Origin of the sequence: Novipirellula herctigrandis (assembly GCA_007859835.1) — a bacterium.
In the GTDB taxonomy this organism is placed as follows: Bacteria; Planctomycetota; Planctomycetia; order Pirellulales; family Pirellulaceae; genus Novipirellula_A; species Novipirellula_A herctigrandis.
Map to the genome: position 1 here is coordinate 6,088,543 of SJPJ01000001.1, position 25,194 is coordinate 6,113,736.

The following is a 25,194-nucleotide window of genomic DNA, read 5'->3' on the forward strand; positions in this document are numbered from 1 at the left end:
CGAGTATCGCTTTGCGGGAAGGTAAGGGTGAAAAAGTGCTATGTTTTTTTCGGCTGACCAATGTTTTTCAGGTTGGCCCTAATGTTTTTCTAGGTTGGCCAACGGTTTTTTCAGGTTGGCCAACGCTCGTCCAGCATACTTATCTAGGTTAAATCAGACTAGCCGTTTAGGGAACCTTTGGGGCCGCTGATATCGTTAGGGAATTACGACTCCATATAGCCTTGATGATTCCTTGGTCACTAATTTGTTCGGCGATCTGTGTGGCCAGCTTTCGAAAGGAGGTTTCTTTTGCCTCTAGCGAAACCATCTTCTCGCAAGCCCTTTTGGCTTCAGAATCGATCACACATGCCCGCCCTGTTGCGGACGCCAATTTTTCAAAGATCTCGATCGCAGGAGTGTTGAGCAAGTTCAAGGAGACATTGTTGGTGTCGAGGCTCACCGGTGTTCGGCGATTTTTGTCGCGATGGTTTTTGGCTTGCGTCGTGAAAAATTCATCAATACCCATTCGGTGGGCTGACGCTGTCGCCGTCACTTCAAGAAGTCCTCGGTCTGTTTTCGCCGAACTTGACCGGTCCTTGCGTCGGATGACCGCTAACACTTTGGTGCGGTAAGCCCCGAGATCGTATTTTTGTGCATACCGATTCGATACATCGATCGGTTCGGTCGCCAATCGTTTTGGTAAAGAGGGTGATGCGAACGTCAAATCAAATTGGGCTAATACCAACGCAATCGCCACAGCAGGATCGATCGATTTCCACCGTTGGGCGGGCCAAAGATCGTGGTCCAATGCTCGATGGGTCGGATTCATCGACGCCGCATCAAAGATGCGTGAGAGCGAGTCGTTCGGCGTGGTCGCCTCGGACCACTGAACGTCAATCCTCTTCGGCGTTGACCAAACCGATGCCGATTGAACGATCGAACCAATCGAAGTTGCCGTCGCGTCGACCCACTCCGGACGACCGACCAACACGACGCCCGCAATAGGCATGACGACACACTCTCGGGTTTGGGCAATTTGTTTCATCGCCATGTAGACCGTCGGCCCCACTTGCCCAGCATCAATCGGAGCGGAATGGTCAACGTGCCGGTCGATCCAAACCGAGGCGTCGGCTTGGTCGGCGAATTCGCGTATCGCCAAACCAAACTCCTTGCCGTTAATCACAGCCGTGCTTTGCCCCATCATTCTGGCACATAAAGGGTCCTTTAACGAAATGGCTCCGCTTGGTTGTGCGGACCGAGGGCGTTGTCCGAAAGTGACTGACGAGGTGCAAAAAATTGCAGTTAGGATGGCAAGATGAGAAAAAAAGTGAATTCTACCTGAGGCGCAATACTCGCTTCCAAAGTCGGCGTGAACGCTTGGAAAGTTCGCTTTTTGCATAGCTTTCAGGTAGTTTGGGGGACTTGGCGACATTGTGGGGAGCGTCGTCTTGCCATGAGTGTCCGACCGAAAAATGTGAGATGACAAGAAGTCGCAGATTGGTTGGTTGTCGATCGCATTTTCGGCAACTAGACTCGCATTGAACTGAAACGATTGTACTTAAAAAAACGTCGTTTTGCGATCTGTAACGACTCGATGCGACAGGATGAGGTGGCCTGGTCGTACGATCATGCGTTGGCGGTTTTGACGACCGTGATGCGGACCCTCGGTGAACGAGATTGCTTGCCGAGCGAATTTGACTGCGTACCATGCACGCGACCGAGATCAGCGATTCACTTTACTTTTGACGGACATCCTAGTGACATCTCCTCTTGTACGGACAACACGATTGACGGTCGCCTACCGGCGCTACCTAACCAGTGCGAATTCTCCACAATTTGCTGCCGAGGTGGACGAGTATTACTCGGCCGCAACTTTGGCAAGTTTACTTCGACGCAGTGACGTCGAAATGCGACGTGCTGCGGCTCTGTCGCTTGGGATGCTTGGAGACCATAGCTCGATCGAATCTCTTGGCCAAGCACTTTCGGATTCCGACCGGGGCGTTCGGTTGGCGAGCGATGATTCGTTCCGCGCTCTGTTGGTCCGCGACGCGGCACCTCGGCATCACCAACAATTGCTTCAAGTGATGCATTTGAACGATGGTGGCGAATACGCTGCGGCTCTTGCACCAACGATGATCCTTGTGGACCAAGCACCGCGTTACAGCGAAGCTCATCACCAGCTGGCAATTTGTTGGCAAGGCTTGGATAATGTGCGACAAGCGGAAACTTCGTTCCGAGCCTGTTTGTGGCATTGTCGTTATCACTACCTCGCTTGGCAAGGTTTATCGCGGTGCAGGATGATGCAGCGTGATTATGAAGGTGCGATCAGTTCGCTTCGCCACTGTGTCGAGATTTGTCCCGACATCGAAAATTCACGGGCCCAGATCCGTGTTCTTGAGCGTCGGCTCCGCCAAACCGACGCTTGATAGGAAGCTTTCTGAATGTTGAGATACGGCAACCCATGAGATACGACGACACATTGGTCGGTTCGTTGGCAATCCTCTTTTCGATTGTCGCCACAGCCATCGCCATAGGTCCTTGGTCGACACCTTATCAGTTGAGAACGATCGGGGCTATCAAAGATCGATTTGGTAAGTCCGCAGCGCGTGGCGTTTGGTTCGCGGTTGCATTGGCTGCATTCGCAGCCGGTATCACGATTCTCAGTGGTGCCCGCCCGTCGTACGCACGTCCTGCATCGTCAAGCGTTGCTCCGCGTTCTTCCGTTTCGCCGGCTCACTAAGTTCGTTCTATTCGCAATGATCTTGTCATCATCTCATAGCACGGAAGTGGCTAACCACGATCAGGACGTGCCGGGATTGGCGTCTTTCACTGCTTTTTCCATCACGTTGATGGCCGCGTCGGTGTAGCGTTCGTACTCGTTCCAAAAATGGTTCATTGCGGCTTCGTCAGCGAAGAAGAACATCCGGTTGTGTGTCGGATCTTTTAGTCCCCATTCGCGTTTGCCAGGGACGATGCGGCCTTCTTCAAAAAATCGAACGACATCGATTTCGTTGAGCACTGGTGTGTAAGTGACCGGATCAACCAAGAAGGCTTGCATCGCTTCGTCGTTAGAGAAGAGGTAGAGTTTGCCCAAATGAATGACGCCGAACTCGGGTTTGCCTTCGACCCAGCGATCCTCTTTGATGACTGTCACGGCACAATAACCCTCCATCGCCAATTCCGCTTCCCCTGACTTCTCGGTTGTTTTTTCAACTGTAGCGGTTTCCGTGCTGGTGGTTTCTTTTTCGCTCGGACTTTGGGCTTCCTTGGAGGCAACGTTCAGACCAGGGTTCGGTGCATCTAAGCTCGGGCTTTCCATTCGCGAACTCGCCAATTGCGCCGTCGCACCACCAGTGGACGCCGCGGGCATTTGTGGGGGCATTTGGAAAGATGGTGATGTTGGTGCTGGCGAGCCCATTTGGGGTGCTGCTTGCTGGGGAGGTTGTTGCTGAGCAACCATAGGGGCGTGGCTGTTTGGCGTTCCGGGCGGCATCATGCCCGGGGCTGGTTTGGGTAGGCTGCTTTGCAGCATCGCGACATATCGGTTAGGTGCTTGTGGGCTGACGCTATGTGATACCGTCTTTCCTTGCGTTGTGACGATCACGTCGGTTGGAAACGCGGTAACCTTAAACATCTTCACCAGCTGAGGATTTTTGTTCGCGTGAACTTTCACGGCAACAAAATTCTGGTCGATCGCTTCGGCGACATCGGGGGATTGGAAGGAGCCTTTTTCGAGTTTATCGCACCAAACGCAATTGTCGCTGTAGAAATGCAACAACAGCAACTTGTGCTCTTTTTGGGCTTCCGCATGAGCGGTCCGCAAATTCTCTTGCCAAGTGATTTCGGCCGAGGCTTCGGTTGCGGTCATTACGCTGAGGACCGCAAAACAGGAAAGGGTTAGGGCTACCTGACGCATCAAACTTGTCCTAGTGTCTTCGAATACCGTGGGAGGCAAATTGGGGAGAGAAAAATTCTTCTCGTTCAATCGTTTTCGACTCTCGGGATGGTGTCGCTTGAGGGGAAAGTACAGATTGCGCAAACTTTGACGCCACCTCAATCTTGGCTCATGTTTTTTTGACATGCCCGCAGGACCGCAAACGCTTCAACTTGGCTGGTTGTGCCAAACATGCGCCCAAATTACCAGCAGTTTGCTAGCAATTTGTGTTTTTGCTGGTTGCTGCCAAGCCCCCGCCCGATCTCTCGTTGGACAAGCTTGTTCACTCATTCCGGGGGGGGCTTTCGCCGTTTCAGATTTTGGTGCACGAGGATCTTTGGTGCACGAGGATCTTTGGTGCACGAGGATCTTTGGTGCATGGGGATCTTTGGTGCACGAGGATCTTTGGTGCACGAGGTTTACGAACGCTAGAACCCGGTTTCTCGTTTTTTCGTTGCGTTAAAATTCTCGTTGCGTCAAAGAGACGCGCCAAAGATACAAGTGGTGACAAAGAAGGTTGCGGGTGCAGGCTGTAGTGATCAAACGCTTGCGTCGACATTGTTAATTAGGGATTTTGCTTGCATTGTACTTTTTTTGTCGTAAGTTTCCGCAGCGACTTGTCTAAGCGAGGTGAGTGGCTCCCTGAAAATTTGATTTAGCACCACACCAACCGAAACCGCGATCCGAAACCCTTCGCGGTGACTCACACGGGGATAATCCAACGTGGCTCAACGAACTCAAAAAACGGTATCCGCAATTGCTGCGATGTTGATTTCAGTTACTGGATCCATCGCCTTGGCTGATTCGACTCGCGTCCAAATAGAAACAAGTGAAATAAAGCATCGCGATGCTCAGTCCCGAGGCGACTCCATCGAGCTACAACTCGACGTTCCCGTAGGCCAAAGCCGCATCGCTTTGGCTGGCGCAAAAGTAACTTTGGTCGATAGTTATGGCGTCGCGAAGAAGTATGTCGCCGACTCGCAGGGCAAAGTGAGGTTTGATGACATCGTCGCAGGCCCCTATGCGGTTGTTGCTGCGGGCGAGAATGTCTACGGTTCGACGATCCTGTTTATCCAACCGCAATCGAGAGCCAGTCTGCGAATGCCGCTAGCAGCAGTCAACGTCAAAAAGTTGACTCCTTGGATGGACAAATTCACAAGCCAGTTTTCGCAGAAACATGCCAATCAACTTGGCCATGTAATGTCACAAATCGAAAGGGAGACTTCCTTTTCTGATCAAGTTCAACTTCGCGAAGGCGGTATTCTCAAAGGTCAATTGGTATCGATTCTTGACCCTACGTCATCGAATGTTTCGCTTGCTGGTACCGAAGTCGTTTTGACGCAAAAGGGATTGGCTGTAGGAAAGACCTACACCAACGAAGCCGGCGAATTTCTATTCAAAGGTGTTCGTGCCGGAGTTCATGGTGTCGTTGCTGCTGGGCCGGCGGGTTACGCCACATTTGCCTTCGAAGCAATCGAGGCGGCCGCACTAGCGAATGGCCATGATCCCAAACATCAACTCGTTTCTGTGATGACAAACGATATCGCATGGTCCCTTCCGGTCACGTTGGTCCCGCCGACGATGATCCCAGGCGTTGTGGATCCTTTTGGGGCCAGCATGACGCAAGTTCCGGCAATGATCGGATCAGAGAACCTCGTTTCAGCTGACTGCTGTGGTCACGGAAACGTCGGCGGTTCCTTCTCCGGCGGCATGGGCGGCATGGCTGGCATGGGCGGCAGCGTCGGTGGCGGCGGAATTGCATCGGGCGGTGGGAGTGGAAGTATCGGAGGCCTAGGGCTTCTCGGTGGCATCGCCGCTGCGATCGCGATCCCTGTCGCAACGAGCAACGATGATGACACCGCAGGGCCAGTCGCATCGCCATCAGGCATCTAGAAATCGCTAGACAAAACCAGTTTTATATGCATTAAGAATCGGTGTCACGGTTAAGCGTGACGCCGATTTTTTTTGCCATCGCTTGACCGGGGCACATCGCTGGATGTCGGGCTGGACAAGTCGCCACGGAATAGGCATTCGCTCGTTTCATGATCGTGCGAAACGCTAGCCATTGGTTGTTCGCGCATGCGATAGTGGACTATCGATAATTCGCCTTCGTCCCTGCGATAGCTTGATCGACGTTTTCGACGTCAATGATTGCCGCGCCGGATTCGACATCGGAGGGCATAATGCCATGCCGCAAATAATGGGTTAGCTGTACCACGGGATAAAATCCTTGAACATAAGGTTGTTGATCCACGGTGCATCGAATGTGTCCCGATTGAATTAACTCGAGTGTCTTGGGTGACAAGTCGAAGCCAGCCGCCCAATACTTGCGATTGGCTTGTTCCTCCGAAAAGTTTTCCGCAATCGCGCGGCCTGCTGCCTCCGTGTCGGCTTGGCCGGTTGCCATGACGACATGGATCTCAGGGTTCTGACGAAGCGTTTCGGTGATCTTTCGTGCTCCTTCGGCCGCATCGGTGCCAGTGTTAATGACAGTCCATTTGATGTTCTTGGTTTTCAAAACATCTTGCTCGCCTCGCAAGCGATTTTCCAAGGACGAAATACCGGGGTCGTGCATGGTCATCAGAACGTGTGATCCTTTGGGGATTTGATCCAATACCGTTTCCCCCAAATGACGACCTGCCTCATACAGCAGCGGACTGACACAACTCAATCGGGCATTTTCGGTTCCACGGTCATCGGTATTGAAGCCAACGACGGGAACGCCCACTTGGATTGCCTCGGCAACCACTTGGTCGAATGCTTCGGGGTGAACCAGATTCAATGCGATTCCGTCGTAACCATCCTTGACTGCTTGGCGAACCATCTCGGCTTGCTTCGGAAAGTCAACGCCGACGGTTCCGATGAACTCGCTCGACACCCCCAATTGTTCACTGGCGTCTCGCATCCCCTTTTTAACCGGCTCAAAAAACTTTGCCTCCACAGAACAGGTAATAAAGATCAGCCGAAGCGGCTTTGGCGAATCGGCAGCACACCGGTTCGCAATTCCATGAACGAGAGTCAGGGTCAATAACGTAAGTACGACGCTTCGCATGATCGATATCCAATCAAGTTGGGGGGCGGGTTTGCTAACGATGATTATGACGCTGAGCTGATTTTCGCCAAATCTGCCGACTTTCAATGAATCGGGTCGCCAAAAGATTCGTCTGACGCGGCACGAAAAAGGAGTATTCTTCACAATTGACAGTGCAAAGGGGGCCTTTGGGCCCTTTTTCCTCCACATTCAGGCTGGATTTCTAGCTTCGGCCTTGGGGGAAAAATGTCACCAAGCTATACATAAGGCTAAACCGAAAGGTGCAAAAAGTGTGCACGAAGCGGTTTCCAAAGTCTAAATGGCCACTGTTATGCTGCAATTTGCCACTAGACTGAATTGTTCTGCAGGTCATGCGCCGCCATAACCCCAAGCGAATCGTCTCCTTTTGATGCCAAGTGGCATATTTGACGACACTTGGCAGGCGTTTTTCGCGTTTCCGCCAGCTGCAACCTGCAAATCCCCGTCCAAAACAACAAAATACAACGAACAGCCTTTCTTATGAGATCAGATCACTGGAACTTCCTAGCCAATTTGCTGGGAACCCCTGCCGGAGCCGAACCGCCAAAATCGGAAGAACCTGCGACGGAACCTGAACAAAAGTCTCCTCAAATGGAGGAGCAATCGGAGGAACAAGAGGAACCCGCTGCTCAAACGCAGCCTGTCGAGCCCGAAGAGAACGTTGAGCAACCGGCAGTGGCTCCAGAAGAACCCGAAGAGGACATGCCCGAATCGGTCGAAGATGTCATCGAAGCGTTGCGTTCGGTGAAGCCTCCAGCAGTCATTCCGGGCTTCGGACCGCCGAAAAAATCGGTCGTCGCGTCAAGCACGCCTTCTTCCAGCCGCCCATCGGTAAACGCTCCACCGGCGAAACCGAAGTTCGATGAGCCTAAAGACGAGCCCGCTGCATCGGCACCCAACTCGGTTTTCGAGGGCGAAGATGATCCAGAAGAGATGGATCAAGCTTGGGGTAGCCTGGCGAGTCAACTAGGCGTCAAGGTTGACAAGATGGCCGCGGATGAATCGCTAGAAGCGACTCAAGAAAAGCCCCGTCGAGACACACCCCGTCGAGAAACCCGACGACCAGCGGCAAAACCTCCATCCAAATCAAACGAATTTGGAACCGGACTGGGAGTCGATCTTGGGCCTGAGTCGGTTGAGGACGAGAGCGACGATGATTTCGCGTCGAATGTCGTTAGCGAGCCTCCGAAGCAGGATCGTGAAGACGGCAATAGTCGCGGTCGTAACCGAAATCGAGACCGCGGTTCACGCGATGATAGCCGACCGAATCGTGGGCGTCGTGGAGAGCCGGCCGCGAAACTTGATGAAGTCTTGTCGAAGCCACGAGCGTTTGATGATGACGATACCGAGGACGAGGTGCAAAGCGAAGCTTCCAGCGAGACTCGCGAAGCCCGAGAAAGTCGTGAAAACCGCGAAGAAGGTTCGCGACCACGTCGCCGTGGTCGACGTCGTGGTGTTCGACAACGGATCAGCGAAGAAGAAAGCTCGCAAGGAGAAAACGTAGATCGGTCCAGAACGTCTCGCTCGGAGGAAGACGAGGATCGTCCAGTTCGCGAATCAAAGCGGGGATCACGCAGTCGAAAACCGAGTTTCGCGGGTGAGCTCGTAGACGATGATGATAAGGACTTGCCATCGGACTTGTTTGTTGACGACGATGATGTTGAAGCGTCCGTGACCGCAAGCGGTGAAGCGTCGGACGATGACGAAGAAACAACTCGTGGGCGATCGCGTCGCCGGGGACGTCGAGGGGGACGCCGAGGTCGTGGTCGCGATGGTGCAAAGGAGCAAACCGATGGCCCACGCGAAGAGCGTCTAGACGAAGTGGATGATACGCTCGGTCGCTCATCGGCGTTTGACGACGATCATGAAGATGCCGAAGAAGTGGAAGAGATTCGCCGAGGCCGTAGACGATCGCGATCAGGTCGTGATCAGGCAGGTCGTGATCAGGCAGACGATCGTGGTGAGAGAGCGTCTCGCGATGAATCATCACGCGATGAAGGTCGTGACGACGAACCACGCGGTCGAAGGCGCGGCCGCGGACGTGGTCGAGGTGGTGAATCGGAAAGCAGAGAACAGGCCGAACCGCGGCCCAATGTCCCGACATGGCTTGAGACCGTCTCGGTGCTTGTTGATTCCAACGTTGAAAACCACAAAAAATCACCCGCTCGAGGCGGCGGTGGTGGCGGACGCGGACGAGGCAGACGCCGCTAGAAGCGATTAGGGAACAAAGGGGAACTCGCAAAGAGTTCCCCTTTTTTTCTGATCGGGGCAATTCTCTGCTAGTAGGCCTTGGCAAAGATTGCTTTTTGCGTGGTCTCTTCACCGGTCAAAAAGCAGACGCCACTTTCCTGTTTCGCATTTCGCGGAACGCAGCGGATTGTAACTTTCAACTCTTTCAGTAGTGCATCGACCTTTTCCTCGCTCGAGAAGAAGCAGTTGGCGAAACCACCGTGAATCTCAGGCTGTTCTTCGTTTTTGGGCGTAAAGAACTTGCGGAAGGCTTTCTCGCTGGTGATCTCCACCGTGTTGTCTTCGCGCATTTTCAATGCTCGATCGAATAGGCCTTGCTGCATCTCGCCGAGCAATTCAGCAATCGAGCTAACAAATTCATTGCGGCCTATTCCGTAGCTCTTTGGTTGATCACGACGGCCAACAAAGACAGACCCTTTTCCAATATCCTTCGGTCCTACTTCGACACGAACTGGTACGCCACGTTTGACGTGATACCATTTCTTTTCACCGCCTCGGACATCACGATCATCGACCTCCACTCGTACCGGCATGCCTGCGTATGTTTGATCGGTGAGTTCTTTGCGAAGCGACTCGACATATTCGATCACTTCGGTTCGCTGAGCATCGTCGCGATAGATTGGCAGAATCACGATTTGAGCCGGAGCCAATCGTGGCGGAATGACGAACCCATCATCATCGCTGTGCGACATAATGATCGCGCCGACCAACCGCGTTGACACGCCCCAGCTTGTGGTCCAGGCATATTCGCGTTCGCCATTTTCAGCTTGGAACATGATCTCTTGAGCCTTCGAAAAATTCTGGCCCAAGAAGTGACTTGTTCCCGCTTGCAGCGCCTTGCGGTCTTGCATCATCGCTTCAATCGACAGCGTTTCGATGGCTCCTGGGAATCGCTCCGCTGGCGTCTTACTGCCGACAATCACTGGCATCGCCATCCAATTTTCGGCAAAGTCCGCATAGACATCGACCATCCGTTCGGTTTCTTCAATGGCTTCTTCGGATGTCGCGTGGACCGTATGTCCTTCTTGCCAGAGGAATTCGGCGGTGCGAAGGAACATCCGCGTCCGCATTTCCCAGCGAACGACGTTGGCCCATTGGTTGATCAGGATCGGCAAGTCGCGGTAGCTTTGAACCCATTTGGCGTAGGTTGCACCGATGATCGTTTCGCTAGTGGGGCGCACAATGAGCGGTTCTTCGAGTTTGCCGGCCGGCATGAGGCCACCGTTGGGATCCGGTTCGAGGCGGTGGTGTGTGACCACCGCACATTCCTTGGCAAAGCCTTCGACGTGCTCAGCCTCTTTCTCGAGATAGCTCATCGGAATGAACAGCGGGAAATAAGCGTTTTGATGCCCTGTCGCTTTAAACATGTCATCGAGTGCTCGCTGCATGTTCTCCCATAACCGGTATCCCCACGGTTTGATGACCATACAGCCGCGAACCGGTGAATTTTCAGCCAAATCTGCTGCTCGGATCACTTGTTGGTACCACTCGGGGTAGTCTTCGGCGCGAGTCGGTTGGATGGCGGTTTTGGGAGCTTTTGCCATGGTGGTCAATCACAGGGGCAGGAGTGAAAACAGAACGAAAACGCGATTTACAGATTGTGATGCTGCGGCAGCTTTTGCCAAGGCCCGGTAAACGCAGAAAAACCGTGCTTGGAGGCGACAAGTCACCACACTTGAAAAATGCATCCCGGTATAACCGATTGGTAGGTTCATTCGTTAAACTAAGGGGAACTGTGGAAGCGCGTTGGTGCTCCTAGAAGCGTTCTCCCCCTTTTGGCGTGAAGAAATGAGTGAAGACTCCGAAGAACTGTTTGAACGGATTGGCGGTACCTTGGGTTTGACGAATATTGTCAACTCGATGTACGAAAAAGTGTTAGCGGATCCCGAGCTCGCTCCGATTTTTGAACATGCCAACATGGATCGGATTCGAAAAATGCAGTTTGAGTTTTTAGCAGGCGCGTTCGATGGACCGCTGAATTACGCCGGCGTCGAATTGACGGCCGCCCATCGAAACCGCGGCATTCGGGCTCATCATTTTGCCCAATTTTGCACGCACTTTGCCGAAGCAGCTCGTGAGCATGGGGCGACCGATCGCGATATCGACATGGCGTTGGGGCGATTGGCAACGTACAAAGACAAAATCACCGGCGATAGTAATGTCGATGGGTGAGGTATGTAGGTCTTGGCTGGCCGCGTGATTTGGCCGTGTGGCTTGGCCGTGTGACTTGGCCGTGTGACTTGGCCGTGTGACCTGTTTGTGTCTATCCCCAATGCGATTAGCTCATTCGGGCAATAATCGCTCGGCAGAAGTCGGGTAAATCGTCCGGGCGCCGGCTACTGATGTGATGACCGTCGACGACGACACTAGCGTCTTCGTAAATCGCACCTGCGTTGACAAGGTCGTCCTTGATTCCAGGTGACCCGGTCACTCGTACGCCACGGTACACACCAGCGGAAATGGGAATCCATCCACCGTGGCAAATCGCGGCAATCGGTTTAAGTGCAATGTCAAAATCTCGCACCAATTGCAGTACCAATGGGTCGCGTCGCAGCTTGTCGGGCATGAATCCGCCAGGCACGATCAACGCGTCAAATTCTCGTTCGGATACCTCTTCGAATGATTTGTCGCTTGTGCAAGGATAGCCATGCTTTCCGTTGTAATGCGTTTTCGCTTTCGGCCCGGCCATCACCGTGGTCGCACCTGCTTCTTCAAGCCGGAGCTTTGGGTACCAAAGTTCAAGGTCCTCGTAGATTTCGCCGGTGAAAAGGAGAACACGTTTTCCGCTCAGCGGCAGAGGGGCCTGTGTCGTCATCTTTGAGGTCGCCTTTGTTGAGTTGAAAATCGATTGCTCTAGATCGCTTCGGAGCCACGTTCGCCGGTTCGAATTCGAATGCAATCATCCATCGGTAAGACGAATATCTTACCGTCGCCAATTTCACCAGAGTAACCGCCAGCCAAGATCGCATCGACGGTGGGTTTGACGAATTCCTCGTTTACCGCAATTTGCAATTGGACTTTGCGAAGCAAGTTGATGCTGAATTCATGGCCACGGTAGACACCCGTTTGACCTTTTTGGCGTCCGAAGCCTTGGCAATCCATCACCGTCAATCGAAAGACATCGACTTTGGTTAGCGCTTCTTTGACCGCTTCAAGTTTACTCGGTTGGATGATGGCGATGATGAGCTTCACGGGATTTCTTCAAGCGTGGAGGACGGTGCCAAAAGGGCGTGCTTATTTTAGTTGGAAATGGCATCCTTGGTCAGGGGTTCATGGCGCGCGTTTGGATCGATCCGATCAGACCAACTGAAAAGAGAAAAAGAGCCGACCCGCGTAAACGCGGGTCGGCTCGATCGTGACGTTCTTAGATGCCGAAGCTTTGTAAGAAAACCCCGACCCGGACGAATGAGGCGGACATCCGCCGCGGGCCATTGGGGCTTCTTCTGGCCCAGGCAAGAGCCAAGAAGTCAAGCGTTAGTTGATTCGCTGACTGTGGCGTCAGGCTATTTTTACTTACCGGGCTGCTCCGCCGGGCACAACCTTGAGATCCTTTCTCGTGTGACTCCGGCGGAGCTGCGGTAGGTAGTTCTGTACTCAGACAATCGTCGCAAACTATGCGATCGATCCGCCTGAAATTGCATCCGAAGGGTAAGCATGCATGCCGTGCTCGGAGATATCCAAACCAGCTTGCTCTTCCTCCGGCGAAACTCGAAGCATTCCGATGGCTTTCAGGATTGCGAACAAGATGAACATTGTGACAAATGCCCATAGGCAGATTGCGCTCGTACCAACGATTTGAGCGATCCATGGTTTGCCGCCGAAAACAGCTGCAGCAAGACAGCCCCAGATTCCGCAGAGACCATGAACAGGCCAAGCACCCACAGGGTCGTCAATCTTCATTTTGTCAAGCAACAGCACACCGAGGAGAACCAACAGACCAGCGATGGCTCCGATGATTAAGGCGCTAATGTTCGTAACACAGTCGGCGTTGGCGGTAATCCCAACCAAGCCACCGAGCGCACCGTTGAGTGCCATCGTTAAGTCAGGCTTGCCAAACAGGAGCCATGCGGCTGCCAAGCAGCTCACTGCTCCCGCAGCAGGTGCAAGTGTCGTGTTGACGGCGACGAGCATGGTATTGACGACCGAGTCGTAATCGCCGAAGGCCAAGACGCTACCGGGGTTAAATCCGTACCAACCGATCCAAAGGATGAATACACCCAAGGCCGCAAATGTAACGTTATGTCCGGGAAGAGGAACGCTCTTACCATCGGTTGTGAATCGTCCAATCCGGGGGCCAAGGATGATCGCACCGGCTAAGCCAGCGAAGCCGCCAACTGCGTGGACCACTGCACTGCCCGCAAAGTCATGGAAGCCCATGTCGTGAAGCCAGCCGTAACCCCACTTCCAAGAACCGCTGACTGGGTAAATCAAACCCGTCAACAACGCGCTGTAGATCAAGTAAGCACCGAACTTCATTCGGCCAGCCACTGCGCCGGAAACGATTGTTGCCGCCGTCGCCGCGAAGGCAACTTGGAACAAAAAGTCGACCTGGGGGTCAAACGTATCGGTTTGAGAACCAGGGGCGATCGCAAAGATGCGGCTCGAATCAATGCTTAAGTATTCGCCTTGAGTGACTTCTTCGGTGAATCCCGGATACATGATCGCGTATCCGACACCAAAGAAAAGAATCACTCCCACACCCAAGTCCATCACATTCTTTGCAAGGATGTTGACGGTATTCTTGGCAGAGTTCATGCCGACTTCGACCATCGCGAAGCCTGCTTGCATGAACACAACCAAAACCGCACAAATAAACAGCATGATGTTTTCGATGGCAAATTTATTGTTTGCCGCCTGGTCCATCTCAACTACAGCTGCATCGACTGCGTCCGCGTCGGTTGCATCTGCAACCTCCGTGACTGCCGCAGACTCATCCTGAGCCGATGCGACCGACGCGAACGTCAAGCCGACTCCCATCATCCCCAAACACACGAACAGGGTGAGCATTGGTGCTCGTAAATTTTGTAACATAGAACTCGCCTACTTTCTTTCTTCTCTTGCGATGTGAAACCAATTGGAGGAACGAACAACCACAACGGTTGTTTGCCTGATACTTGCTGAGGAAGCGGCGGATGTTCAAGGTTTCTCACTATCAACTCCTGCCCGGGCCATAAATAATCGCTCGCGAGCCGATCGCTGTAGAAAACAGGTTCCGCCATTCCACGCCAAAAGGGTTAGCACGCGCTGGGCCAAACTTTCGTGCCTTCGCGGAGGTGTTGTGTCTAAGTGGCTGTAGGTAAAAGACTTAAGAAATTGAATTTTTCTTGATTTGCCGTTGTTTTCGCCAAAACCGGAAGAGTCAAAGCCCAGTGCTTAGGCATTTGATATAGGTGGTGCCTGGATAGCAGGCAGGCAATGACTGCGTCGATATTCGCAGCCGTCGGAAGGCCAATTTGGCGCGTAGCAAACGAAAAAAAGACGAGCCCTTGCTTTCGCAAGAACCCGCCTTTTCAGGATGGTAGTCGTTTTTGTCAGATGACTAGAACGTGATAACCGAGTCGATTCCGAATGTCGTTTGCTTGTCGCCATCTCTCAAACCAACCAACCTGCTGTCATCCCAGTCCCAACGGATTTCCGGTCGAACGGTGACATTGGCGTGTGGCTTGTAATTGACACCCAGGGTCAAAGCATAGATGTCCGCGTCGGTTCCGACTGGAACTCCGGCGGTTCCTTCCGCGTTGTACCATTCAAACCGACCACCCAAAGCCAAGCAATCGTTGATGGTGCGAATTAGGTACTGGTTGACACCAAAGGTGTCGCGAACGGTGCCACCCATTCGATTTTCGCTGCTGAGCAAGTCAGATTGGAAAACGTATTGAAGGTTGTCCGTCAGCGAGACGTCAGCAACGATCGAATGCATGTAGCCTTTTTCTAATCCAGCTTGGTTGTTGGCAAAGATACCGCCAACGGCCGAATAGGTCACCGCGACATCGTCGCTGAGTGTCAAGGTAGCTCCGCCTAGGAACGCGTCACCATTATCTTCAAAACCGCTGTCCCAGCCCATTACGTAGCCGCCGAAGAGCGAAAGCTTTTCCATTCCCGAGAAAGTTGCCAACGCACCGGTATGGGTAAACGGTTCGCTGTTGTACATCGTGTATGCGTGGCTGTAGAAGAAGTTGCCGGTCGATTGCACGACTTCCCAACCGATGGTCGTATAGAAGTGCCCTGCTTTGACCGACCAATCGCCGTAGCCAGCTTCGGCATACAATTGTGGGATTGCGTGGCCGTATTGGTCTTGCGTTTCCCAGCTGTTGTCCCAGTGATCGTTGTCGATTCCGAAGGCTTGTGTGTCAGGGCCATCGGTGCCGTAGATATAGTCGATGCGTCCGCCGATGTCGAAACCGCATTCGGTATCGAGTGCTTTCTCAGCGAACAACCATGCTTGGTGAAGTTGTACTTCGCTTGGTTTGCTGTTGAATAGCGGAAGTGCTGCGGTATGGTAGCCAATGCTGGCCCATCCACCCACGGAAAAGTTTCCGCACTCGCCAAAGAGGACTAGCGGATCACCGAGATTGCACTCGCATGCACTATCAAAAATGCTGCCACATCCGCTGTCACAGCCGGAGTCGCATCCGCCGTCCATAAACTCCATGCCACAGGTCGGTTCACCGGCCGGGCAATCACAGGGCCCTTCACATCCACAGGTCGGTTCGGCGACTTCACAGCCACAATCGTCGCCGCCCAAGAACCCGACTTGGGCGATTTGATCGACGCCTTGCAGATCATCTTGATAGTAAGCACGTTGGCCTTCGGCGGCAAAGCCGGTACCACAACACAGCATGGCGACTAACGCCAAGTAGTTTCGTTTCATTTTTGCGGACTCCCCATCCGTAAGCCTTGTCCGATCACGTTCTTCTAGAAACTGATTTGGATCGGTAATTTGCAAGCAAAAGAAACCCATTCCACATAAATGGGTTCGTTCACCGCTAAAAAACTCGCTGTTTCTGATGCCGTTTCCCTTGAAGCGGCACAGCGAGCACCTCTCGCCTAGGCGGGACTATCGGCATGACCCATAGGGTAAGTTGAGTCACTTGAGTCAGAGAATTGGCTATCGGTTAGACCGTTGGTGCTTATTTGGTAAGGTTTGCCGGTTAGCAAGAGTGGGCTCGGAAATGGAGTCAATAACGGGGGCAAACATGGGGGATGTTTCCACACTATTCGGGGTGTCAAGACGCGAAAAAACCCGGTTGTCTGGATACCAGACAACCGGGTTTTCGTTTTTTTAATTTCTAAACCGTTTGCTTAGAAAGTGAAGATCGAGTCGATTCCGAAGGTGGTTTGGCTGTCGCCATCTTCAAGGCCAACCACTTGGTCGTCATCCCAATCCCAGCGGATTTCAGGACGCACGGTGACATTGGCGTGAGGCTTGTAATTGGCACCAAGCGTTAGAGCGTAGATGTCTGCGTCGTTGCCAACTGCCGAATAGATACCTTCTTCGTTGTACCATTCAAAACGGCCACCGAATGCCCAGCAATCGTTGACGGTGTAGATCAGGTATTGATTGATATCGAAGGTTTCTCTTTGCTTGCTGTCATCACGATTGTCTGCAGTCAGATAATCGGTTTGGAAGATGTACTGCAAGTTGTCCGAAAGAGCCAAGTCCGCAACGATCGACTGCATGTAGCCTTTTGCATAGGAGTTTTGGTTGTTTGCGAACACACCACCGACGGTAGCGTAAGTGACGGTCAAATCATCCGTAAGACCGACCGACAAACCGCCTAGGAACGCATCGCCGTTGTCTTCAAAACCGCTGTCCCAGCCCATGACGTATCCGCCGTATGCCGTGACGTCGTCATTGACGTTGTAGGTTGCCAAAGCACCCGTGTGCGTAAACGGCTCGCTGTTGTTCATCGTGTAAGCGTGGCTGTAGAAGAAGTTGCCGGTCGCTTGAACCACTTCCCAACCGATGATCGTGTAGAAGTGACCAACTTTGACCGACAAGTCACCGTAGCCGGCTTCCATGTACAACTGAGGAATCGCTTGGCCATAGCCTAAGTTATCAGGGCCGTTGTCCCAGCTATTGTCCCAGCTATTGTTGTCGATGCCGAAAGCTTGGGTGTTCGGTCCATCGGTACCATATAAGTAATCGATACGCCCACCGATGTCGAAACCGCAGCTTGTGTCGATTGCCTTTTCAGCGAACAACCAAGCTTGTTGAAGCTGGAGTTCGTTGTCTCGATTATTGAACAATGGGATGGACTTGCTGGAGTACCCCGTTTGCAACCAACCACCAGCGGACCAGCCGCTGTCGGTCGATCCGAACAATTCCCACGGGTCTCCGAGGCAGCAGTCGCCAGCGAGGCATCCAAGGTCAACACAACCGGCTGAATCACATCCACTGTCGCAGCATCCGCTGTCACAACTTGGTGCAACCGCTTCACATCCACAAACTGGCTCGCCACAATCGCATGCAGCTACTGCACAGTGTGAAACCAGCGAAATATTGTTTGCTTGATCGCCAAATGCGTTTGCGCCGCTCATACCGCAGGCAACCATAGCGATCATTGCGAGTTTGCTAATTTTCATCTTTTGTTCCTTACTCCCCAAAATCCGTAGCGGGTGGTTTTGTCTTGCAATTGCCGCGTGGTACCCAATAACGAATCGTTCGCTACCGAGATTTACAGGAAAGGGCTTTCCCGTTTCTCCAGGTCGCTCGGTGTCGAGATTTCCGCCTGACCCACATTTCTTTCGAAAGTTGTGTCAATTTAGACAATCGACTTCCTAGCACCACGCTAAGTCTTCCCTGTGGATATCGGAGTGCCGGTTGGCTTCAAGCGTCAAGTTATCGCGAATTTCGGAGCCAAATTCCTCTTGGGGTGTCATGGGAAATCACTACGCAACCCTTGTCATCTAGCAAAAGAATGCCCCTTGGTCCGGTTGCTTTGATATGTGGAAATATGACAGTCAGGCAGGATAATTGACTTGTCTAGCTCGCTCTGTCTTAAATCACTCGACAAAACGCTCCGAGTGGTCTTGTTCTTAACGGTATCTGTACGAAACGAGCCTGCTGCGCCAGAATCGAGCATCGAAAAGACAGGATTGGGCATTGAAAACGGTTAGCCAGCGAGCATCGTGGCACCGGCTCGACACGTCTTTTTTGTTTTTCTACCCGCAAATTACAAAGTGAATTTCCCGATGGCGTTTTGGCGTTCCAAGAAAACTGATCCCACCGAAACCAGTGAATCCGACTCGGCAGCGGCTGCTCAAAAGCCAGAGCAAGCGATGGGGATTCTTGCCAAAATGAGGTCGGGACTCCAAAAAACCCGTAGCACGCTCAACACCGATATACGCGACCTGTTCAAAAGTGAAGGTCGTTTGGTGGATGATGCTTTGCTCGATGACTTGTTCGCCAAACTGATCCGTACCGATATGGGGACGGGACCGGCCGAGACGATCCGCGATGATGTAGCTAAACGGCTTCGTGGCCGTGTTGTTAAGCTCGATGAAGTCCTCGAAACGATCACCGAGCAGACTCAGTCGATGCTTTCGCAAGAGTCAACGGAACTTCGTCTTGCCGATTCGCCGCCCACGGTGATTCTCGTCGTTGGCGTCAACGGCAGTGGCAAGACGACCTCTATCGGAAAGCTCGCTTACCACCTTCACCACACCGGACACAAAGTCGTCCTCGGTGCTGCCGACACGTTCCGCGCTGCTGCGGTCGAGCAATTGACCGTCTGGGCTGGCCGAATCGGATGCGACATCGTGACCGGTAATGAAGGTGTCGATCCGGCAAGTGTGGCGTACCAAACGGTCGAAAAAGCGATCGACCTGGGGGCCGATGTCGTCATCATCGACACCGCTGGCCGATTGCAAACGCAAACCAATTTGATGCAGCAACTTGAAAAGATCCGCCGCGTAGTCGAAAAGAAAATCGAAGGCGCTCCGCACGAGGTGCTGCTCGTGCTCGATGCCACGGCCGGCCAAAATGCGATCAGTCAAGCAAAAGGATTTAGCGAAGCCGCAGGTTGTACCGGAATCATCCTGGCGAAACTCGACGGATCCGCCAAAGGCGGCGTGATTCTGCCGATTCGTGAACAATTCCAATTGCCGGTCAAGTTCGTCGGCCTCGGTGAAAAGGTGGAAGACATCGCCGTGTTTGATCCCGATTCGTTCGCGCGAGCTCTTTTTACGGAGTAACTCGTCATGCTGCATCTGAAAACCGCTTCCCAAAAACGTTGGCTCACACAGGTCGACGCGAATCTTGAAGAAGTGCTCATCGATCACGCTCACTGCGAACGTAAAGCTGCATCGACGGCAATGAATTTGATCAATGCCTACACGGAAAATCGAGATCTGTGTCACGAAATGAAGCGAATCGTCGAAGAGGAACTCGAACATTTCGAGATGGTCCTTGCCCTGCTCGATCAACGTGGGATCGTGTTTCGTCGATTAGCCGTCGGACCGTACGGCCGCCGATTGAACCAACTGGTTCGCCCGTCCGAACCTCTCCGCGGTATCGATCGGTTGCTTGTCGCATCGCTGATCGAAGCGAGAAGCTGTGAGCGGTTCAGTCTGCTAGCGGACCACATTCGCGACCGTGATGCGGAACTAGCTGATTTTTACGAGAGTCTGTTTGAAAGCGAAGCCAGGCACCATTCGACCTACGTTCGGCTTGCGGAGCATTTTGCACCCAGAGAAACGGTCCGAGAACGACTGGACCAACTGTCCGCCTCGGAAAGTGAAATCATCCGCGAAGGATCAAGCCTCGTGCGTATGCACAGCTAGGCGTTGTTTCACGGCTCAAGTAGGCAGGACCGACCAACGGGAGCTTGCGGCCTACAAGTTTCACGCTTGTGGCCATGATCGTTTCGGATCTGCTTTGCCTTTGTGGTCCTTGTTGACCACCTTTTTCCCTGTTCTAAATTTCCAACGTCCGGCCACCAACCGGATCTTTTTCCAAGACGGAAACACGGAGCAAAACGCTGTTTTGTTCACCCGGAACGAATCCGGCAAATCGATGGTTTGGATGTTTGAATCGGAAAAAGGATATTGCCATGTTTCGGAAACCCCTCGCTTTCACGCTCGCGACAATTCTCAGTTCGATCGCATTCTCGCACGCCGAACCAACCCAGGCCGCCAATCATTCGGATGCACCTGAGATTTACTTTGACTTGCCAATTGTCACCGCAGCGGTTCCCTGTGCACGCAGCGGCTCAGGAGGATTAGTCGATATCGAACTTCGTCTTTCGTCCATGATCGTTGCACCGGAGCCGAAAAAGATCGACCAGTGGATTGTTCGCTGCCAACCTCGCAGTAGCGAAGTTCAAATCGCCGACTACGCTCCGCGAACCGAGGTCGCGAGCGGAATCGCCGGTCCGATTCAAATCAAGACGACCGATGAAAGCAGCAAATCCGTTGGCCTCTCCATCGACGGTGCCTACGGCAACTTGGCTCATGGCAACGTGGGAGCGGATCGGGGCAGCAAAAAGTTCGAATCGCTGCAATATGATCGAATCGCACCGGTGCAAGCCGTGACTGCGTCGGGGACGATCAACCGCGGTCGCGGTGTTTACTTCAAATTGAAATGGACCGAACAACAAGTCCTCGAAGGTGAAAAGACCTTCCAACTCACACTGAGCGTCCCTGCAAATTGGCGAGGCGGTCTGGTTGACGTATCGGTCATCGCGCAAAGCGAAAAGAAATCGTTCGGCGGTTGGGACAGCGAAGTGGTCACACTTGGAAAAGCCAACTTTGTCGTCGCGGTTTATGGCGAGGGGGACAATGATGCAATGCACGCAGCCAAGTCGCTCGCCGCATCCGAAGAGGCCCTTCGCAAAGCGGCGATGGCGAATCAACGTAGCCCCAACCCGATTACTGGCTTGATGCGAAATGTCACGAGCCTTTTCGATTCGAACAAACAAGAATTGTCTGACCGTTGGCTCGAGCGTTTACTGCTCGAAGGAACAAGCCCGCATGTGGACAAGCAAATCTTGGCACTGCCTGTTGCCACGCGAGTGGCCGCACTCGACTATTGCGACGCCCGCCAAACATTTGTCAATCTCAATGAAAGCTCTGACGATACCAACCGCTACGTTGCTGCTAAACCGGCCATGAAAAGAGTTGTGAACGAGTAAAGACTCCGCAGGGCCGATTGGCCGACCTGTCGGTCTATTTACGGATTCTCGCGATAGCGGTCTGATGATCGCGGGTCCAGTTGGCGAATTGCGAACGCGCAGTGCTCGTCGGTTGTACACCGACTTGCGACCACAGCTTTTGCCATTCCAGATATTCGAGTGAGTCTTGCTGCGGCAGTCCTGTGGCAATTCTATCGTGTGTCATCTTAACCGCTTCGTCCAAGAATCGATCGGCTCGCCTGCGTTCGAATGGCAGCCACGCAATCATATGAGAGACCGACTGATTCGAAAAATTCTTCTGGTATCCATAACCTTCTTGATACCAGGATTGATCCTGATAGTTTCGCCACGCTTGGACCAACGCTACTTCACGCGATCGTTTACGTAGTTCAGCGTCAGGAATCATGGCTGCGATTTCGGCCATCTGCTCGGGAGTGCCGAGCGACGCATCCATGTTATTGATTAACAATGCTTCAGCAGGATCGGCAATCGCTGTCAGAAGGTACAGGTCACCACGTACCTCGGCAACTTCCTCGCGAACCACATGCGACCATTTTGCCAAGACTTGAAGTGCCAAACGTTTCGCTTCGGTCAGGTTCTCGTCCCGAAGTCGTTCATTGGCTAGAAGATCGTGATCGGACGTGAATAGTGCTTTGAGTTGAGAGAACCCGACATTGTTTCCAATCCCATTTTTGTCAGCTAACTCATTTTTCAGCTTTGGGATGATGTCAGTGAGTTCAGGCACCAAAAGATAGTAGCCCGACGATCGGCCGTATGCGTTCGGACTAATTTCCACGTTCTGGCGGTCTTGGATTTTCTGCGGCAATGCAGCCTGCCACGCATCGCTCTTGGCAAACATTGCCGTTCGCCAATCCTCGCGGAACGATGGTGTCGTTGAAACTCTCGCTACATAGATCGTCAAGATCGGAACCAGAGCTGCTGCCGCACCGTACCCGAACGCTCGAATGTAAAACGGTTTTTCAGGTCGTTCCGAAAGCCACCTGGGCGTTAATCGCCATGTTGCAAACAGGAGGACCACAACCGCGATCGCAATCACCGGAATGTAAGTCGGGTAAAACGCAAACGTTGCTACTGCGAGCATCGTATAAAAAATGACAATGATGGGCGCTACTAGAAAACTTAAGATTGGGCGAGCCGTGATTTGACTCGCAAACTGGCTGACTGCAAAAACAACGACTAGCATTCCTGCGAATGACAGATTCACAGGCCATGTATCGAGATGCTTGCCCGCCGACGGAGCGAGGGTTAACGCAGCGATGGCAAGGCATGCCAAACCTGGGACAAGCAGTCTTGTCCACCAAATCATCGTCGGACTAATGCCACGGTCAGCAAAATAGCTGCACCTTCGACGAACGCTGTCCCCGTAAAATACTAAGACGCCTAGCCAAATCACGCATAGAAACAGAATCGGAAACGCCAGCTCTTGAAAATGTTGAAACAAATTTCGTTGGCCGTAACTCGGCATCGGAACGAGCTTTAGCCACAGCAACGAAACAATCGCAAGCAGAACCAAGGCGGACGCAAGTGGTGCGATTTGCCGCGATTGTTGCCACATCAAAGCTCGATAAGGAGTTGGCTTTCCCTTCACGTGAATTAATCTTGCAGGCGGTCGATAGGGACGTCCAAGGTCATCCGACAGTCCGAGCAAATAGGAACGCTCGGCATTGATCATGCGTCGTTTGCCCAACCAACGTTGCAGCATCCATAGAATGATTAGATAGCCAATACCCAAAAGGCACAGCGCCAACATTGGGAATCCGCCGAAAGGTTCGACCGGATAGGCACGATGGAACGGATCCAGGAACCAGCTCTTTGCGAAAATTCCCGAAAAGATCGACTGCGCGATCATCAGCGGCATCAGCAATAGCAACGCTCCGATCGGAGATCGAATCAGGTAGGCGGTTACAAACCCCGTCAACAGTAACAGCAGGCTGTAAAACAGCAGCGAAGCGACACCGGCATACGAAAATAAGTCCGATGCCATCGCGTCGTATTGATGTGGAATCGCGATACTGACGATAAACACGACCAAGGACGCAATCGCCCAGACGCCAAGTAAGGATAAGAACGCGACGATCAACTTCGAACCGACTACATGTTGCCACTTCACCGGCAGTGTACGAAGCCACCGCAGCGTTCCAGCGTCTTCCTCGGTGCCAACCAACATCGCCGGAGCACCGATCGCTAACAGGTTTGGCATCAAAATCCAAAGGCTCAGGAACGGACCAATCGTCCAAGTTTGGGTTCCAGCAAGGTAACCGCCAATCACGGCGATCAAATGAAAGGCAACGATTCCCGCTACCACTGCGATCACAAGCGGTTTGATCGTGATCGCGTCTTTCCAAATCAAACGAGTCATCGCTGCGCTTGTATTCATCATGTGGTCACCTCCGCGACGGGGCGGTGCGCGCGATCATCACACACCGCCACAAAGATATCCTCCAGCGACGCTTGCGAGGCGGAAAGGTTCGTCACGCCGCTATCGCTGCCGTAGCCGCTTTTCCAATTCACGGGCAAATTTTGAACCACCCAGCGCATCTGGCGACCGTTCCGCGATTCGGTCAATACCTTTCCCGGTGGCAACACTGCGACTGCACAACTGTCGTCCATCGTCGCCGTGACGATCCAAGTTGATGACTTGAGCTTTTCAAGAGGTTGGACCATTTTCAGATGGCCATGATGAATGATCCCAATCCAATCAGCGACTCGTTCGACTTCACTGATCTGGTGACTGCTAAGCAAAACCGTTCGTCCTAACGCCGCCCGGTCGACCATCGATTCCAAAAATTGTCGACGGACCATTGGATCAAGTCCGCTAGTCGGTTCATCTAAAATCAACAATTGGGGGTCATGTGCCGTCGCCAATGCTAACGCGACCTTGGCACGTTGACCTTTACTTAGATTCTTCAATCGCACACCGTTGGGTACGTCAAAGTCTGCAATCAGTTGATGGTAGCGGTCCAAGAAACCTTCCTGGTAGAACGCGGAGGTGAACCAGCCGATCTCTTCGGGAAGCATCCATTCATAAAGTGCCGGTGCATCGGAGACGTAACCGATGGATTGGCGGATGTCTAACCCTGCCTTTTCACACGGCTTTCCCAACACCGTCGCGTTTCCTGAATCAGGATTTAAAAAACCGGTTAAGATGCGAATCATCGTCGTTTTGCCCGCACCATTTTCACCCAGCAGGGCAAAAACGACTCCTGGTGGGATATCGATCGACACATCTTCGAGTGCGATGGTGTGACCAAAGCGTTTGTAAACGCGATCAAGAGAAATCACCGGTTGCATGGCCGTTGTCCTGATTCAAGAGAAGTTACTTTGTTGATCCGTTGGGGCCAGCCAATTCGGCTTGCCGCCTGAGTTCCGCTTCAAACAGTTCGCGGAGATCCTCGGGGGTCATTCCGCCCGATAAAGCATCGACGAGTACCCGCCGAACGGCGTCGCCAACAAGCGAGTTACGCGCCTTGGTGCACCGCGAGACCGAATCGCGGCGGACAATCATGCCGCGGCCGCGGAGCGGCTCGAGAACAAGATCGGTTTGCAGTTGTTGATAGGCACGGGCGATCGTATTGGGATTGATCGCTAATTCGCTTGCTAATTGCCGGACACTCGGCACCATTTGGCCGCCGACCAAAACACCATCCGCGACCGCCAATTTGACCTGACGAACGATTTGTTCGTAGATCGGGACGTCGCCGCCAGGTTCGATGGAAAAGAACATTCATCACCTCACTCTTCCCGACTCGGGTCGTGTACTGGTGTCATGGTACACGGGTTCGGGTTGCAAGGCAAGTGGTCTTTTC

Annotated in this window: 20 protein-coding genes; 8 read left to right on the plus strand and 12 right to left on the minus strand. The window is 52.9% G+C overall.

Annotation, left to right across the window (positions count from 1 at the left end; translation table 11 throughout):
- Positions 1-166: 166 nt before the first annotated feature.
- Entirely contained in the window at positions 167-1,180 is a 1,014-nt protein-coding gene (locus CA13_RS22300) for a hypothetical protein (protein ID WP_146400407.1), read from the minus strand.
- 556 nt (positions 1,181-1,736) lie between these two features.
- Here CA13_RS22300 and CA13_RS22305 point away from each other — a divergent pair.
- Positions 1,737-2,405 carry a HEAT repeat domain-containing protein gene (locus CA13_RS22305; protein WP_419194694.1) on the plus strand — a complete coding sequence of 223 codons (669 nt, stop codon included), beginning with the start codon at positions 1,737-1,739 and terminating at the stop codon, positions 2,403-2,405.
- A 35-nt stretch (positions 2,406-2,440) separates the two neighbouring features.
- Positions 2,441-2,719 carry a hypothetical protein gene (locus tag CA13_RS22310; protein ID WP_146400409.1) on the plus strand — a complete coding sequence of 93 codons (279 nt, stop codon included), beginning with the start codon at positions 2,441-2,443 and terminating at the stop codon, positions 2,717-2,719.
- A gap of 60 nt (positions 2,720-2,779) precedes the next feature.
- Here CA13_RS22310 and CA13_RS22315 read toward each other — a convergent pair whose 3' ends face one another.
- Positions 2,780-3,895: a DUF255 domain-containing protein gene (locus CA13_RS22315; RefSeq protein WP_146400411.1), complete on the minus strand. Its 1,116-nt coding sequence runs from the start codon at positions 3,893-3,895 to the stop codon at positions 2,780-2,782.
- Positions 3,896-4,636: 741 nt separating this feature from the next.
- Here CA13_RS22315 and CA13_RS22320 point away from each other — a divergent pair.
- Positions 4,637-5,806, plus strand: a complete 1,170-nt coding sequence (locus CA13_RS22320; RefSeq protein ID WP_146400413.1) for a collagen binding domain-containing protein — start codon at positions 4,637-4,639, stop codon at positions 5,804-5,806.
- Positions 5,807-6,005: 199 nt separating this feature from the next.
- Here the strand turns inward: CA13_RS22320 and CA13_RS22325 are convergent, their stop codons facing one another.
- On the minus strand, positions 6,006-6,965 hold the full coding sequence (locus CA13_RS22325) for a substrate-binding domain-containing protein (RefSeq protein ID WP_419194695.1): 960 nt from the start codon (positions 6,963-6,965) through the stop codon (positions 6,006-6,008).
- 498 nt (positions 6,966-7,463) lie between these two features.
- On the opposite strand from CA13_RS22325, the gene CA13_RS22330 reads away from it, so the two are divergent.
- On the plus strand, positions 7,464-9,194 hold the full coding sequence (locus CA13_RS22330; RefSeq protein ID WP_146400429.1) for a hypothetical protein: 1,731 nt from the start codon (positions 7,464-7,466) through the stop codon (positions 9,192-9,194).
- A gap of 68 nt (positions 9,195-9,262) precedes the next feature.
- Here the strand turns inward: CA13_RS22330 and proS are convergent, their stop codons facing one another.
- Positions 9,263-10,777, minus strand: coding sequence for a proline--tRNA ligase (gene proS / locus CA13_RS22335; RefSeq protein WP_146400431.1), 1,515 nt, complete (start codon positions 10,775-10,777; stop codon positions 9,263-9,265).
- Positions 10,778-11,021: 244 nt separating this feature from the next.
- On the opposite strand from proS, the gene CA13_RS22340 reads away from it, so the two are divergent.
- Positions 11,022-11,405: a group I truncated hemoglobin gene (locus CA13_RS22340; protein ID WP_146400433.1), complete on the plus strand. Its 384-nt coding sequence runs from the start codon at positions 11,022-11,024 to the stop codon at positions 11,403-11,405.
- A gap of 106 nt (positions 11,406-11,511) precedes the next feature.
- On the opposite strand, the gene CA13_RS22345 is transcribed toward CA13_RS22340, so the two are convergent.
- From CA13_RS22345 to CA13_RS22365, 5 genes are all read right to left on the minus strand, one after another.
- Positions 11,512-12,048, minus strand: coding sequence for a type 1 glutamine amidotransferase domain-containing protein (locus tag CA13_RS22345; RefSeq protein ID WP_146400435.1), 537 nt, complete (start codon positions 12,046-12,048; stop codon positions 11,512-11,514).
- A gap of 38 nt (positions 12,049-12,086) precedes the next feature.
- A complete protein-coding gene (locus CA13_RS22350; RefSeq protein ID WP_146400437.1) occupies positions 12,087-12,425 on the minus strand; it encodes a P-II family nitrogen regulator in 339 nt (112 codons plus the stop codon).
- A gap of 420 nt (positions 12,426-12,845) precedes the next feature.
- Positions 12,846-14,213, minus strand: coding sequence for an ammonium transporter (locus CA13_RS22355; protein ID WP_146403832.1), 1,368 nt, complete (start codon positions 14,211-14,213; stop codon positions 12,846-12,848).
- 559 nt (positions 14,214-14,772) lie between these two features.
- Positions 14,773-16,104, minus strand: a complete 1,332-nt coding sequence (locus tag CA13_RS22360; protein WP_146400439.1) for a porin — start codon at positions 16,102-16,104, stop codon at positions 14,773-14,775.
- A 431-nt stretch (positions 16,105-16,535) separates the two neighbouring features.
- Entirely contained in the window at positions 16,536-17,819 is a 1,284-nt protein-coding gene (locus tag CA13_RS22365) for a porin (protein WP_146400441.1), read from the minus strand.
- 609 nt (positions 17,820-18,428) lie between these two features.
- Between CA13_RS22365 and ftsY the strand changes: the two genes are divergently transcribed.
- The 3 genes from ftsY (at position 18,429) to CA13_RS22380 (ending at position 21,367) form a co-directional block, all read left to right on the plus strand.
- A complete protein-coding gene (gene ftsY / locus CA13_RS22370; RefSeq protein WP_146400443.1) occupies positions 18,429-19,430 on the plus strand; it encodes a signal recognition particle-docking protein FtsY in 1,002 nt (333 codons plus the stop codon).
- 6 nt (positions 19,431-19,436) lie between these two features.
- Positions 19,437-20,018, plus strand: coding sequence for a MiaE family protein (locus CA13_RS22375; RefSeq protein ID WP_146400445.1), 582 nt, complete (start codon positions 19,437-19,439; stop codon positions 20,016-20,018).
- 269 nt (positions 20,019-20,287) lie between these two features.
- A complete protein-coding gene (locus CA13_RS22380; RefSeq protein WP_146400447.1) occupies positions 20,288-21,367 on the plus strand; it encodes a hypothetical protein in 1,080 nt (359 codons plus the stop codon).
- Positions 21,368-21,401: 34 nt separating this feature from the next.
- Here the strand turns inward: CA13_RS22380 and CA13_RS22385 are convergent, their stop codons facing one another.
- The 3 genes from CA13_RS22385 to CA13_RS22395 are packed head-to-tail and all read right to left on the minus strand — an operon-like array spanning position 21,402 to position 25,112.
- Positions 21,402-23,768 carry an ABC-2 transporter permease gene (locus CA13_RS22385; protein WP_146400449.1) on the minus strand — a complete coding sequence of 789 codons (2,367 nt, stop codon included), beginning with the start codon at positions 23,766-23,768 and terminating at the stop codon, positions 21,402-21,404.
- Positions 23,765-24,679, minus strand: coding sequence for an ABC transporter ATP-binding protein (locus CA13_RS22390; protein WP_146400451.1), 915 nt, complete (start codon positions 24,677-24,679; stop codon positions 23,765-23,767). Before CA13_RS22390 ends, CA13_RS22385 begins: the two co-directional genes overlap by 4 nt.
- 25 nt (positions 24,680-24,704) lie before the next feature.
- Positions 24,705-25,112: a GntR family transcriptional regulator gene (locus tag CA13_RS22395; RefSeq protein WP_146400453.1), complete on the minus strand. Its 408-nt coding sequence runs from the start codon at positions 25,110-25,112 to the stop codon at positions 24,705-24,707.
- Positions 25,113-25,194: the final 82 nt, after the last annotated feature.